This window comes from Myxococcus sp. AM011, assembly GCF_013372595.1.
GTDB classification, from domain to species: domain Bacteria; phylum Myxococcota; class Myxococcia; order Myxococcales; family Myxococcaceae; genus Myxococcus; species Myxococcus eversor.
In genome coordinates, this window is record NZ_JABXEM010000049.1 from 35,829 (window position 1) to 48,997 (window position 13,169).

12 protein-coding genes are annotated in these 13,169 nt (G+C 70.1%); 9 read left to right on the forward strand and 3 right to left on the reverse strand.

The window, feature by feature from the left end; translation table 11 throughout:
- The first annotated feature begins 7 nt into the window (after positions 1-7).
- On the forward strand, positions 8-511 hold the full coding sequence (locus HUW62_RS13085) for a TfoX/Sxy family protein (protein ID WP_176434630.1): 504 nt from the start codon (positions 8-10) through the stop codon (positions 509-511).
- On the opposite strand, the gene HUW62_RS13090 is transcribed toward HUW62_RS13085, so the two are convergent.
- Positions 498-2,141: an AMP-binding protein gene (locus tag HUW62_RS13090; protein WP_176434631.1), complete on the reverse strand. Its 1,644-nt coding sequence runs from the start codon at positions 2,139-2,141 to the stop codon at positions 498-500. The two genes, HUW62_RS13085 and HUW62_RS13090, sit on opposite strands and share 14 nt — an antisense overlap.
- Before the next feature lie 196 nt (positions 2,142-2,337).
- Between HUW62_RS13090 and epsC the strand changes: the two genes are divergently transcribed.
- Both epsC and cysK read left to right on the forward strand, forming a co-directional pair.
- The gene (gene epsC / locus HUW62_RS13095; RefSeq protein ID WP_163868103.1) at positions 2,338-3,183 is read left to right on the forward strand and encodes a serine O-acetyltransferase EpsC; all 846 of its coding nucleotides are present in this window, start codon (positions 2,338-2,340) and stop codon (positions 3,181-3,183) included.
- Positions 3,184-3,229: 46 nt separating this feature from the next.
- Positions 3,230-4,153, forward strand: a complete 924-nt coding sequence (cysK, locus tag HUW62_RS13100; protein ID WP_176434632.1) for a cysteine synthase A — start codon at positions 3,230-3,232, stop codon at positions 4,151-4,153.
- 6 nt (positions 4,154-4,159) lie between these two features.
- Here cysK and HUW62_RS13105 read toward each other — a convergent pair whose 3' ends face one another.
- Entirely contained in the window at positions 4,160-5,296 is a 1,137-nt protein-coding gene (locus HUW62_RS13105; RefSeq protein ID WP_176434633.1) for an aminotransferase class V-fold PLP-dependent enzyme, read from the reverse strand.
- 151 nt (positions 5,297-5,447) lie between these two features.
- Here HUW62_RS13105 and HUW62_RS13110 point away from each other — a divergent pair, with 151 nt between their 5' ends.
- The 3 genes from HUW62_RS13110 (at position 5,448) to HUW62_RS13120 (ending at position 9,450) form a co-directional block, all read left to right on the forward strand.
- Entirely contained in the window at positions 5,448-6,941 is a 1,494-nt protein-coding gene (locus HUW62_RS13110; RefSeq protein ID WP_176434634.1) for a c-type cytochrome, read from the forward strand.
- A gap of 344 nt (positions 6,942-7,285) precedes the next feature.
- Complete coding sequence (locus HUW62_RS13115; protein WP_163868107.1) at positions 7,286-8,572, forward strand: LamB/YcsF family protein; 1,287 nt, start codon at positions 7,286-7,288, stop codon at positions 8,570-8,572.
- The gene (locus HUW62_RS13120; protein WP_240356713.1) at positions 8,569-9,450 is read left to right on the forward strand and encodes a biotin-dependent carboxyltransferase family protein; all 882 of its coding nucleotides are present in this window, start codon (positions 8,569-8,571) and stop codon (positions 9,448-9,450) included. The genes HUW62_RS13115 and HUW62_RS13120 overlap by 4 nt, the downstream gene beginning before the upstream one ends.
- A gap of 140 nt (positions 9,451-9,590) precedes the next feature.
- Here the strand turns inward: HUW62_RS13120 and HUW62_RS13125 are convergent, their stop codons facing one another.
- Positions 9,591-10,877, reverse strand: a complete 1,287-nt coding sequence (locus HUW62_RS13125) for a GAF domain-containing sensor histidine kinase (RefSeq protein ID WP_163868108.1) — start codon at positions 10,875-10,877, stop codon at positions 9,591-9,593.
- Positions 10,878-11,330: 453 nt separating this feature from the next.
- Here HUW62_RS13125 and HUW62_RS13130 point away from each other — a divergent pair, with 453 nt between their 5' ends.
- The 3 genes from HUW62_RS13130 to HUW62_RS13140 all read left to right on the forward strand — a co-directional run.
- Entirely contained in the window at positions 11,331-11,882 is a 552-nt protein-coding gene (locus HUW62_RS13130; RefSeq protein ID WP_240356714.1) for an RNA polymerase sigma factor, read from the forward strand.
- Entirely contained in the window at positions 11,879-12,613 is a 735-nt protein-coding gene (locus HUW62_RS13135; RefSeq protein ID WP_368670402.1) for a hypothetical protein, read from the forward strand. Before HUW62_RS13130 ends, HUW62_RS13135 begins: the two co-directional genes overlap by 4 nt.
- Positions 12,614-12,666: 53 nt before the next feature.
- Positions 12,667-13,169: hypothetical protein (locus HUW62_RS13140; RefSeq protein ID WP_176434636.1), on the forward strand; the 503-nt coding region annotated here is incomplete at its 3' end.

Genomic DNA, 13,169 nt, shown 5'->3' on the forward strand with positions numbered 1-13,169 from the left:
ACGCAGCGTGGCGCGGACGGACAGCTTCGTGGAGTACGTGGTGGAGTTGCTGGAGAAGCTCGGGCCGGTACAGGCGCGGCGGATGTTCGGAGGGTGGGGCCTGTACTTCGGAGGGCGAATGTTCGGCCTCGTCGGCGATGGCCAGCTCTATTTGAAGACGGACGACGTCACCCGACCGGACTTCCAGGCCGCGGGTTGCCGCCCCTTCATCTATGAGGGCGGAGGCCGCCGCATCGAGATGAGCTACTGGACGGCGCCCACCGACGCGAGCGATGACGCCTATGAGCTGCTGCCCTGGGCCCGCCGCGCCGTCGACGCGGCGGCGAGGGCCGCGCTGAAGAAGGCGCCGAAGAGGAAGCCCACCGAGAAGAAGGCCCCGCTCCCGGCGGCGAGCAAGGCCCCGGCGAAAGCGAAGCCGAAGGCCACCGCGAAGAAGTCGGCGGCTCCCCGGAAGCAGCCGGCCGCCAAGAAGAAGGCCGCGCGCAAGAGCCCCCGCGTCAAGCGGTCTTGATGGACGAGGCCGCCTCCAGGCCCAGCTCCGCGACGGAGACCTCACGCATCCGGAACTTCTGCACCTTGCCCGTCACCGTCATCGGGAACGCGTCCACCAGCTTCCAGTGGCGCGGTACCTTGAACGACGCGATGCGGCCCGTGCAGTGCTTCGTCAGCTCCTCGGGCGTGAGCGTCACGCCCGGCTTCGGCTTCACCCAGGCCATCACCTCCTCGCCGTACTTCACGCTCGGCACGCCGATGACCTGCGCTTCACTCACGCCCGGGTGCGTGTGCAGGAACTCCTCCACCTCGCGCGGGGAGATGTTCTCCCCTCCCCGGATGATGAGGTCCTTGATGCGACCGACAATCCGCACGTAGCCCTCTGCGTCCATCGTCGCCAGGTCGCCGGTGTGCATCCACCCCGCCGCGTCCACCGCCTTCGCCGTGGCCTCCTCGTTCGCCCAGTACCCCAGCATGACGCTGTACCCGCGCGTGCACAGCTCTCCCGCCGCCCCACGAGGCACCACCGCCCCCGTCTCCGCGTTGATGACCTTCACCTCCAGGTGCGGATGTACGCGCCCCACCGTGGACACCCGCTTGTCGAACGGGTCGTCCAGCGAGCTCTGCGTGGACACCGGCGACGTCTCCGTCATCCCGTAGCAGATGGTCACCTCGCGCATGTTCATCCGCGACTGCACCTGCTTCATCACCTCCACCGGACACGGCGAGCCCGCCATGACGCCCGTGCGCAGCGTCGTCAGGTCGAACTCACCGAAGCGCGGATGCTCCAACTCCGCGATGAACATCGTGGGCACGCCGTACAGCGACGTGCATTTCTCCGCCTGCACCGTCTGGAGCACCGCGAGCGGGTCGAATGCCTCGCCCGGAATCACCATCGTGGCGCCATGCGACGTGCAGGCCAGGTTCCCAATCACCATGCCGAAGCAGTGATAGAACGGCACCGGGATGCACACCCTGTCCTGGGGGCCGTACTTCAACGCCTCGCCGATGAAGTACCCGTTGTTCAGCACGTTGTGGTGCGACAGCGTGGCGCCCTTCGGGAAGCCCGTCGTCCCGGACGTGTACTGGATGTTGATGGGGTCATCGAACTGGAGCGACGCCTCGCGGTCCTCCAGCGTGTGCTCGCTCACGTGCTTCGCGTTGGAGAGCAACAACTGCCAGTCGTCATCCAGCACCAGCGCCACGCGAAGCTGGGCACAGCGCGGACGGACCTCCTCCAACATCGGCCGGTAATCCGTCTGCCGGAAGCCGCGCGACAGCAGCAGCACGCTCGTCCCCGACTGGTTCAGCGAGTACTCCAGCTCCGCCGTGCGGTAGGCCGGGTTGAGATTCACGAGAATGGCGCCGATGCGCGCCGTCGCGTACTGCGTCACCACCCACTCGAAGCGATTGGGAGACCAGAGGCCCACGCGGTCCCCCTTCTCCACGCCCAAGGCCAACAAGCCCTTCGCCACCTGCGTGGTGATGTCCCACAGCTCCCGGTACGTGGCCCGGTACCCCTGGGAGACGACGACGAGCGCCTCCCGGTCCCCATGGCGCTCCACCGTCCCGCGCAGGTTCTGCCCAATCGTCTCCCCCAGGAGCGGGGTGGCGCTGGTGCCATGGACATACGAGGGAGTCTGGCTCATCCGCCCATCGTCACGCCGTCAGCAGGGTCGGGCAAGCGCCCCCGCCAGCACGGGCGCCCACGGCCCCCTCCCCCTGGCCGGGCTGCCTCCAGGCACCCCGTGCTGTCCACTTGTCCCACACCGGCCCGAACTTCGGCGCCAAACGGGGATTCAGGTGGTGCGGCCCCACCACGCACCGCATTAAATGGAGGAGCTCATGGATGACTCCAACGCCAGGCTGGTCGCCGCGCTGCTGGAAGCCCGACAGCGCCACTGCTTCCCCCCGGACGTGCGGCGGGCGGCCCCCGAGTTCGTCGCACAGGTCCTCGGACTGCTGTTCCCCCACTTCGCCGAGCGCCTGGAGTGTACCGCCGCCGCCGTCCGCCGGGATGTCACCACCGTGGAGGCCAGCCTCCACCGCGTGCGCGAGACGCTCGCCCCCCTCTACCCGGACATCAACCCGAGCATCCCCTCGCGCTTCATGGAGCGGCTGCCGGACCTGTACGACTGGCTCCGCCAGGACTCGCAGGCCATCTTCGACGCGGACCCCGCAGCGCGCTCGGTGGACGAGGTCATCCTCACGTACCCGGGCTTCCAGGCCATCGCCATCTTCCGCGTGGCCAACGCGCTGCACAGGCTCGGCTTCCCACTGCTGCCGCGCCTGCTCACCGAGCACGCCCACCAGCGCACCGGCATCGACATCCACCCCGGCGCCACCATCGGCCGCCGCTTCGTCATCGACCACGGGACGGGCGTCGTCATCGGCGAGACGACCATCATCGGGAACAATGTGACGGTCTACCAGGGCGTCACCCTGGGCGCCCTCATGGTGGAGAAGGCCCTGGCCGACAAGAAGCGCCACCCCACGATTGAAGACGACGTCGTGGTGTACGCCAACGCCACCATCCTCGGAGGGGAGACGGTGGTGGGACACGGCAGCATCATCGCCGGCAACGCGTGGCTCACGCAGAGCATCCCTCCAGGCTCGGTCGTCACCCGCCGCAGCGAGATTCGCCCCCGTGGAGCCGACGGCGTCATGGACGCCATCGAGTTCCACATCTGATGCGTTCCGCAGCACCCCACCCGCGCAGCCCCCGACGAGGCCCGACATGAAGGCGAACAACATCCTGGAGACCATCGGCAACACGCCGCACGTGCGCATCAACCGGTTGTTTCCGTCGCGTGTCACCGTCCACATGAAGCTGGAGCGCGCCAACCCGGGCGGCAGCATCAAGGACCGCATCGGCCTCGCCATGATTGAGGACGCGGAGAAGAAGGGCATCCTCAAGAAGAACAGCATCATCATCGAGCCCACCAGCGGCAACACCGGCATCGGCCTGGCCATGGTCGCCGCGGTGAAGGGCTACAAGCTGGTGCTCGTCATGCCCGAGTCGATGAGCATCGAGCGCCGTCGCCTCATGGCCGCCTATGGCGCCACGTTCGAGCTGACGCCGCGCGCCCTGGGCATGAAGGGCGCCATCGCCCGCGCCAACGAGCTGGTCTCCCAGGTCCCCGACGCGTGGATGCCGCAGCAGTTCGAGAACGAGTCGAACATCGAGGTGCACAAGCGCACCACCGCGCAGGAAATCCTCAACGACTTCCCGGACGGGCTCGACTACCTGATTACGGGCGTGGGCACCGGCGGCCACATCACCGGCTGCGCCGAGGTGCTCAAGGCGAAATGGCCCAAGCTGAAGGTCTTCGCGGTGGAGCCCGTCAAGTCGCCCGTCATCAGCGGCGGTCAGCCCGGCCCCCACCCCATCCAGGGCATCGGCGCGGGCTTCATCCCGAAGAACCTGCACACGGACATCCTGGACGGCACGGTGCAGGTGGCGGAGGAAGACGCCTTCGAGTTCACCCGCCGCTCCGCGCGTGAGGAAGGCATCTTCGTGGGCATCTCCTCCGGCGCCGCGCTGTCCGCGGTGAACCAGAAGCTGGGCGAGATGCCGGACAACAGCCGCGTGCTGTGCTTCTGCTACGACACCGGCGAGCGCTACCTGTCCATCGACACGCTCTTCCCCTCGCAGACCTGAGCCGCGTCAGCCGCCGTAGCCCCGGACCAGCTCCACCAACCGGTCCATCTCCTCCGGCAGGTTGTAGAAGTGGGGGGACAGGCGGATGCGCCCCCGGCGCACCGAGTGGGCGACGTGGTGCTCGGACAGGTAGGCCCCGAGCGCCCGCGCCTGCGCCCCGGGCGGAAGGAACGTGAGGATGCCCGCGCGATGCTCCGGCGCGGGCCCCACCTCGCAGCCCAGCGCGAGCAGCCCCTTCTCCAGATGCGCGAGCAACTCGCGGATGCGCGCCTCGATGTTCTCCACGCCCACCTCCTGGAGCAGCTCCAGCGCGGCGCCCAACGCATAGAGGCCCGGGTACGCGGCGCTGCCTTCCTCGAACTTGCTCGCGTCGGGGCGCAACTCGAAGTGGGTGCGGTTGAAGTTCCACGCGTCGGTGGTGCTCCGCCAGCCCACCAGCACGGGGCGCAGTCGCGGCAGCACCTCCTTGGCCACGTACAACACGCCGATGCCGGAGATGCCGAGCATCCACTTGTGGCTGTCCGCGCTCAGGAAGTGGATGCGACACTTCTTCACGTCCACCGGGACACAGCCGACGCTCTGGATGCCGTCCACGCAGAAGAGGATGCCCGCGCGCTCGCACAGCGCGCCCACCGCCTCCAGGTCCGTGCGATGGCCCGTGGCGAACTGCACGGAGGACACCGCCACCAGTCGCGTGCGCGGCGTGAGGGCCTGGGCCACCGCCTCCGGGGTGACGCCACCGGACGGCGCCTCGATTTCCCGCACCACCACGCCCCTGTCCTTGAGGTGCAGCCACGGATAGACGTTGGAGGGGTACTCCAGCGACGTGGCCACGGCCACCTCGTCCCCCGGCTTCCAGTCCAGCCCTTCCGCCACCAGCCCCAGGCCGTGGCTGGTGTTGCGCACGAAGGCAATCTCCCCGGGCTCGGCGTGGAGGATGCGGGCCGCCAGCGCGCGGATGCGCTCGCAGTGGGCCTCCCAGCCGCGCTCGTGGCGGATGCCGTGGTAGACGAGGTCGTCCATCCACTCGCGCACGGCCTCGGCGGCGCGCAGGCTGGTGGGCGCCACTCCGGCGTGGTTGAAGTAGAGCTGCTCCTGGAGCACGGGGAACAGGGCGCGGTAGGACTCGAGGGGACGCGTCATGCGGCCGAGTCTAGCCAGCCGCCTTCCTGGACGGCGGACGACCTGCTCGGCGCCGTGGGCCCCGCGTTCACCCGCCATCAGGCGCCCCCTCCCTGAAACAGGGCGGGATGAGATATGCATCGGACCCCCATCGGAAGTGTGAGGGCTGCGCATGCATCGCGAGGTCCGAGGTACCGTGAAGGGCACGTTGCTGCTGAGCCTTCTGTTGGCGGGCTGCGCTGGCACCGTCAAGGCGCCCTACCCGCCCATCCGCGCGGACACCTCGCCGGCGGCACTGGCGCGTGGAGCAGCCATCTTCCATGCGAGCTGTGAGGCGTGTCACCGAGGCGGCGACACCGACACGGCCTCTGGCGCGCCGCTGCATGAGCTGCCGTCGTACATGGGGAGCTTCCACTCATCGAACCTGACCTCCCACCCTACGGCGGGCATTGGCGCGGCGAAGGACGAGGAGCTGGCGCGCGCCATCCGTTACGCGGTGAGTCGGGACGGACGGCTCATGGTGATGCCCAGCTACGGCATGGGGGACAAGGACCTCGCGGCGGTGCTGGGCTTCCTGCGCTCGGGAGACCCGCTCTTCAAGCCGGACGCGACTCCGGCGCCACGCTCGGAGTTCAGCTTCATTGGAGGGCTGGGCTTTCGCGTCATCATGGGCAACGAACCGGTGCAGCGCCCTCCCCTCGGCATCCCCGTGCCGCCCAAGGCCCCCACGGTGGAGTACGGCCGCTACATGGCGCATGACGTCTACGACTGCGCCTCCTGTCACACGCCCGGATTCAGTCCGAACAAGACGGAGGGCGACGACATCTTCGAGGGAGGCATGGCCTTCAAGGACCCCGAGGGCCGGGAGCTCCACTCCAGCAACATCACGTTCCACGCCACGGGGCTCGCGTACTGGACGCAGGAGGACTTCAGCCGCGCGGTGCGAGATGGGATTGCGCCGGATGGCTCGCCGATTCGCTCGCCCATGCCTCGCTTTCGCGGGATGGATGAGGAGGAGGCCAAGGCCCTCTACGAATACCTGCGCTCGGTGCCGCCCCTGAAGAACGACGTGGACGGTGCACGTCCCCGGCTCACCGCCACGACGCCGCGCCCGGATTGGGTGGCGACCCCGGCCACGGCGCCTGGCGAAGTGGCCGCCGAGGAAGCGACGACGAACGAGCCCGCGTCCGCCGACGCGGCGGGCCCCGGCGTCGCGACTCCGACCGAGACCCCATCATCGCCCACGAGCGTCGCCACTGGCGCCGGCACGACGCAGGGGGCTGTGCCCTCTTCGGGCTCCACGCAGGCTTCAGCGTCGCCCGCTCCACGCGGCAGCGAGTCCACGTCGGTGGCGACGAACGCGGCGACACCCAAGGCCCCACGCAAGCCCCGGCTCGTGGCTGCCCGCATCGATGCCCCGAAGGTCTTCACGCAACTGGGTTGCGCGGGCTGCCATGCGCCGGGCGCTCGCTACCATGACCGGCTCGCTCGCGCGCCTGGCCGCTCCGAAGCGGAGCTGGTGCGCTGGGTGCGCAACCCGGAGAAGTTCCTTCCCGGCACGCCCATGCCCACCTACGCGGAGCTGCTCGACGAGGCCACCGCGCTGGCGCTGGTCAGATGGGTGAAGGCTGGAGGCCCGGCCACCCTCGCGCCCGTGTCTCACTGACCCGCCGCGCCCCAGGGTCCGCTCAAACTCCAAGCGGGCATGTCCCGTCTCGCGCGGAGCAGACGCGCACTGACAGCCCCGGTGCTCACGCGCCCAGCGCGCGTGCTCGAAGTCACATCCCCCGAAATTCGGGGGAAATGACCGGAGAAAGCGGCGTCCCACGTATCTGGGTGGAGGTTCCTCGGGGTGTCATTCGACACGCCGGGGCGCGTACCACCCCGGTGCCAACCGGCCCCTGCCCCGGGGTGGTGCGTGTCATCTCTCGAGCCTTTCGCCCTGTCAGCCGTCGCGGCCACGGTGGGGAGAAGGCTGCGTCCGGGACGCGGCTCGCATAGCGTGGACGCATGACGGAGTGCCTCCTCAACATCGACCTGGGTGAGCTGCCCGACGAGGATGCTCGGCTCTATGCGCTCGCCCAGGTGGCCAACATCGCGTGCGGCGCGCACGCCGGTGACGACGCCTCCATGCGCCGCGCGCTGGAGCTGTGCGCGCGCCATGGCACCCGCGTCGGCGCGCATCCGTCCTACGAGGACCGCGAGAACTTCGGACGGCGTGCGCTCGACGTGCCCCCCGAAGTCCTGCGCGGGCAGGTGGCGGGCCAGTGCGCGCGCCTCGCCAGGCTGGCCCAGGAGCAACGCATCCCGGTCGTCTACGCCAAGCTCCACGGCGCGCTGTATCACGCGGCCAATGTGTCACCCGTGCTGGCGCGCGCGGTGGTGGAGGGAATCATCGAGGCGCTGGGCTCGGATATCACCCTCATCGCCCCCGCCCAGGGATGTCTGCACGACGCCGCGAGGAACGCCGGCCTGTCCCATGCGCGCGAGGGCTTCGCGGACCGGGGCACGCTGCCGGATGGCTCGCTGATTCCCCGAGGACAACCGGGCGCGGTGCTCACGGATGCAGCCCGGGTGCGCGAGAACACCGTGCGACTGGCGACCCAGGGCACCGTCGACACGGTCTGCGTGCATGGCGACACGCCCGGCGCGGTGGAGCTGGCCCGCGAGGTGCGCTCCACCCTGGACGCGCTGTCGCTCCACGTCGAGCCGCTGGGAGACGGCGCGCTGCGGCTGACGCTGCCCGACAGCCTGGAGCGAAGGGCCGCGCGCGAGGTGCTGCGCGCCCTGCCTCGCGTGGTGGACGCCGTCGTCACCGAGGAACACGCCTGCGTGTACTTCGACCCGGATGCGCCTCCCGACGAACCGCGGCTGGCGCTGGCGCGACTGCTGCGCGAGACGGTGGCCCCGCCGGAGCAGACCCTCATCACGTTGCGCATGCGCTACGACGGGCCCGACTTGGAGAAGGTCGCCGCGCGCGCGGGCCTGTCCGTGGACGAGGTGGCTCGCCTGCATGCGGCGCGTGAGTACACGGTGCGCTGCGTGGGCTTCCTGCCGGGCTTCGCGTACCTGGGCGAGCTGGACTCGCGCATCGTCGTCCCGCGACTTCCCACCCCGCGCATGCGCGTGCCGGCGCTCGCGGTGGGAATCGCGGGCGGGCGCACGGGGGTGTATCCCTTCGCGTCGCCCGGGGGCTGGAACCTGATTGGCACGGCGCTGGACTTCACGGCCTTCCACCCGGACCGGGGCGCGGTGTTGCAACTCGGTGACCGGGTGCGCTTCGAGCGGGTGGGATGATGGCGGGCTGGCTGGAAATCGCGGGGATGGGAGGGCCCGCCACGGTGCAGGACGGCGGGCGGCCGGGGCAGATGCACCATGGCGTCCCGCCCGGCGGCGCGCTGGTGCCGGAGCTGCTCGCTCGCGCCAACCGCGCCGTGGGCAACTCTTGGGGAGCGGCGGCGCTGGAGTGTCTGGGGCATCTGGAGCTGCGCGCGCGCGGCAGGGCCCTGCGCATCTCGGTGGATGGGCGTGACGCGCGAGTGCTGGACGATGGAGAGAGCTTCCGGGTGCTCGCGCCGGAGCGCGCCAGCGTCTGCTACGTCGCGGTGGACGGCGGCCTGGACGTGCCGGAGGTGCTGGGTGGACGCGGCACGTTGCTGGTGGCGCGGCTGGGCGGACATGAAGGGCGCGTGCTGAAGCCCGGAGACTCGCTCCCCGTGGGTGAGGCTCGCGGCCCGCCGGAGTCGGTGGACACGGACGCGGTCTGGGATGACGCGGCGCCCATCCGGCTGGTGCTCGGGCCCGACACGGAGAGCTTCGACGCGCTGATGGCGGCCTCGCTGCTGGGCAGCACCTTCACCGTGTCGAGCGCGAGTGACCGCGTGGGGATGCGCCTGCAAGGCCCCGCGCTGGCGCACGGTGACGAAGGCGCGAGCACCTCCCGTCCCATGGTTCGCGGCGCCATCCAGGTGACGCTGTCGGGTGAGCCCATCATCCTCGGGCCGGACCACCCCACCACGGGCGGCTATCCGCTCATCGCCACCGTCATCCGCTCGGACTGGGGACGGCTCGGCGCGCGGCGCCCCGGAGCCACCGTTGAGTTCCACGCCGTCGGCCAGGACGAGGCTCGCGACGCGTGGCGGGAGCACCTGCGGCGATTCCGCGGCGGAGCCTGAGCAGGAGGCCTGCTGGGCCACGGCTACGCGCGCGAAGCCTCACGGGCCCTGCGCTCGAGCACGCCATCCAGTCGCTCGGGGTGAGCAGGCTGTCCGCGCTCACCCAGCCCGGCAACCTCGCGGCCATCCGGCTCGCGGAGTCAGTCGGCTTCCATCGCGTCGCCGGTGGCCGCTACGAGCGAATCCAACCCTGACGCGCGCTCCTCCATCGGGAGCGTGAAGGTGAACGTCGTCCCCAACCCGACCTGGCTCCGCACGCGCACCGCGCCGCCGTGCGCCTCGATGATGCCTCGGGCGATGGAGAGCCCCAGCCCCACGCCGCTCCCGGGTATCCGCGTCGTCGGCCGCTGAACGCGGTCGAACAGGACGGGGAGGACCTCCGGCGCGATTCCCGCGCCCGTGTCCGCCACGCTCAGCTCGACACGGTCATCATGGACCTCCGCCATGACGGTGATGAGTCCACCGGCGGGAGTGAAGCGGACGGCGTTTCCCACCAGGTTCGAGAACACCTGGTGGATGCGGTCTGGATCACACCGCACGTCGACATCCCGCTCGGGCAGCCGCAGCTCCAGGCCAATGCCGCGCTCCCGCGCCAGCGGCCCCAGCTCCGACGCCTGCTCCATGAGCCGCGAGAGCGCCAGCGGCACGCGGCTCACCCGGAAGCCACCGGCCTCGATGGCCGCGAAGTCGAGCAGGTCATGGATGAGCCGCTCCATCCGCAGCGCCGAGCGGTTGAGGGTGTCCAGGTGGTGCCGCGCGCGCCCGTTGAGCGGCGCCAGCAGGGGCGCCAGCAGCGACGTCGTCATGGCGATGACGCCCAGCGGATTGCGCAAGTCGTGGGACACCATCGCCAGCAGCTCGCCGCGCAGGCGCGTCTCCGCCTCGGCCGCCCGCCGCGCCGAGCGCTCCGCCTCGTACAGTCGCCCGTTCTCCACCGCGACGGCCGCGGAGTCCGCGAGCGCCTGGAGCAGGGAGACCTCCCGCAGCCCCGGCACCCGGCGCTCCGCCCAGTACGCGCCGATGGCGCCCACCGGGTCCGCGCGACGCACCGGCACCATGACCAGGCTCTTCACGAACGTGGCGCGGTAGACGTCATGCGGGATTCGCTCATCCGCGTAGATGTCCTCGATGACCGCGGGCTCCCGGTTCAGGATGGCCCAACCAGAGATGCACGAATGGATGGGAAACCGACACCCCTTCCACAGCGGGGCGATGGCCTCCTCATCCGCGTAGTGCACCAGGTCACCTTCGCGCAGCACGAACGTGACGCCATCCGCGCCGCTGAGCTGGCGGGCGGCGCGGCGCACCAGCGCCATCACGTCCTCCAGCGTCCGGAGGTGCGCCAGCTCCCGCACCACATCCAACAGGACCACCGTGTCGTCGAATGTCAGCGCCTCGAGTGGGAGGCGTTCCTGAAACCTTCGCAAGGGACGGCCTCCTTGTGAGAAGGACTCAGCCAACACATCTGGAAAGCAGGACGTTCATTCGCTCGTCGTGTCCGCCTGGAGAGCGTCCAGGCGGCCTGCCTCCTGTCGACTCCCTCCAGATATATGAACCCGCGCCACGCATGGCCACGCAACACCGCCCGCGAGGCCCGGACATGGCGGCCTTTGCCCAAGCGTCGACATCCGCCACCCCCTCCGGTTTCCACGTGAATGGAAAATAGCAACGGCTCACCCCCGCGGGGAGGGCTGCGACGGTGTGGGAGGAGCGCCCCTCTCCCCATCGCCACGGACGGGTGAGGGAGAAAAAGAGCGAGGTCCGTTCAGGAGTCAAGGACGCGGTGGGGACGTGTGGAGGGCTGCTTGAGGAATGGCACTCACACTTGCCGTGGAAGGGACCTTTCGATGACCATGAGTGCTTCCTGGAGGACCTTCCACGTGGAGTCGCAACCAAGGCCGACCCAGGCCGCGGGTCCTCTGCTGAATCACGAGCTGGAGAAGCTCCGCCGGGACCTGACGCGAGCCGTCGAGCGCGTGTGTCCTCCGCGTCTGGCGGATCGCCGCGATGACCTGGTGCAGACGGCGATGATGCGCGTCATGGAGCTGCAGCGCCGCGAGCCAGACCGCTCCCGCCTGTCGCCCGCATATCTGTATCGCGTGGCGTACACGGCGCTGGTGGACGAGCTGCGCAACGTGGAGCGCCGTCGGGAAGTCTCCATGGAGGAAGTGGAGTCTCAGCCCCAACAGCCGCTGGCGTCGGGCGACCCGGAGAAGTCCGCGAGCGCGTCGCAGATTGCCCGGGCGGTGCGCGACTGCCTGCGCCAGCTCGCGCAGGACCGCAGGCTCGCGGTGACGCTGTACCTCCAGGGCCACACCGTGCCGGAGGCCGGCGAGCTGCTGGGTTGGGATGGCAAGCGGGCCGAGAACCTCATCTACCGCGGGTTGAGCGCGCTGCGCCTGTGCCTCTCGACGAAGGGATTCGAGCCGTGAGCGAGCAGCGACGCGACGACGAGACGAAGCCCGACGAGACCACCGTCGAGCGCCTGCGCGCGGTGGTGCGCGACGAGGAGCCGATGCCCGGCGGCGAGCCGGTGGACTCCGACCTGGTGTGGCGCGCGGTGAGCGGTGAGCTGTCCGTGGAGGAGCGCCGGGCCGTCGTCGCTCGCGTGGCGCATGACGCCGCCTGGGCCGCGGCGTGGCGCCTCGCGAAGGAGCTCTCCTCCGCCGCCGCCCAGGCCGAGCCCACCGCGACACTCGCGGCCGGGGGCCCGAGGGCCCGCAGGGACTCGAGTGACGCGCGGGAGCGACGCCGCTTCCGCTTCGCGTGGAGCCGGCCCGTCTGGGGCGCGGTGGCCACGGCGGCGCTGGTCCTGGTGGTGGTCGGCATCTCGGTGCGGGAGGGCCCGGAGCAGCACCAACTGCGAGGGGGTGACACGGGGGCGCTCACCTCGCTCGTGCCGGAGGCCGCGCCGCTGAAGCGCGACGACTGTGTGCTGCGCTGGAGTGGCGGCCCCGAGGGGACCCGATGGTCGGTGCGGGTGTCCACGGAGGACTTGAGCCTGGTCCACCGCGCGGACTCGCTGGAGCAGCGCGAGTACCGCGTGCCCGCCTCGGTGCTCGCGCCGCTGAAGCCCGGAACGAAGCTGCTGTGGCAGGTGGAAGCGCGGTTGCCGGACGGACAGGTGCTTCGCGGCGCCACGTTCGTCAACCGGTTGGAGTAGTCGAAGACCTTGGTGCGAAACACGAGGGGGCAGTCATGAGGACGAGGCCAGGAATGAAGACTCAATCGTGGATGCGAAGTGGATTGCTGGCGCTCGTCACGCTGGTGGGGGGTGTGTCGGTGCCGGCATTCGGACAAGCGCCTCCCGTGCTGACGCACGTGGCGAAGACACCGCCAAGCCATGGAGAGGCCGGAGACCAGGTGGTCGCCTCGGTGGTGGAGACCGGGGTGCGGACGGGCGGCAGCCAGGTCGTCACACTCCAGCTCCTCGACAGTGCTGGCGGCATCGTCGCGCAGACGTCGGGCGTGGTGGACGGGGACTCTCCCCTGCGCGTGAGCCACCGGGCCACGTCGGCGGCCCCGCTGTTCGCGCGCGTCATCGCCGCCACGACGGGAACCACCCTGTCGGCGGCGGTGGTGACCGTGGAGCGGTGGTCTCCTCTCGCTCCGAACCCCTGGTCGGAGCCCGTCATCTGCTACTTCGAGATGATGAAGCCGAACGACAATCCCCGGCCCCCGCCCCCTCCGCCCGGGCCGATTACGCTCAAGTGCGAACC

What these genes read in the sequence shown, in the direction of transcription:
- HUW62_RS13105 (WP_176434633.1), bottom strand. Translation starts at nt 5,296, where the DNA reads ATGACGCGTCCCCTCGAGTCCTACCGCGCCCTGTTCCCCGTGCTCCAG.
- HUW62_RS13110 (WP_176434634.1), top strand. Translation starts at nt 5,448, where the DNA reads ATGCATCGCGAGGTCCGAGGTACCGTGAAGGGCACGTTGCTGCTGAGC.
- HUW62_RS13120 (WP_240356713.1), top strand. Translation starts at nt 8,569, where the DNA reads ATGATGGCGGGCTGGCTGGAAATCGCGGGGATGGGAGGGCCCGCCACG.
- cysK (WP_176434632.1), top strand. Translation starts at nt 3,230, where the DNA reads ATGAAGGCGAACAACATCCTGGAGACCATCGGCAACACGCCGCACGTG.
- epsC (WP_163868103.1), top strand. Translation starts at nt 2,338, where the DNA reads ATGGATGACTCCAACGCCAGGCTGGTCGCCGCGCTGCTGGAAGCCCGA.
- HUW62_RS13115 (WP_163868107.1), top strand. Translation starts at nt 7,286, where the DNA reads ATGACGGAGTGCCTCCTCAACATCGACCTGGGTGAGCTGCCCGACGAG.
- HUW62_RS13090 (WP_176434631.1), bottom strand. Translation starts at nt 2,141, where the DNA reads ATGAGCCAGACTCCCTCGTATGTCCATGGCACCAGCGCCACCCCGCTC.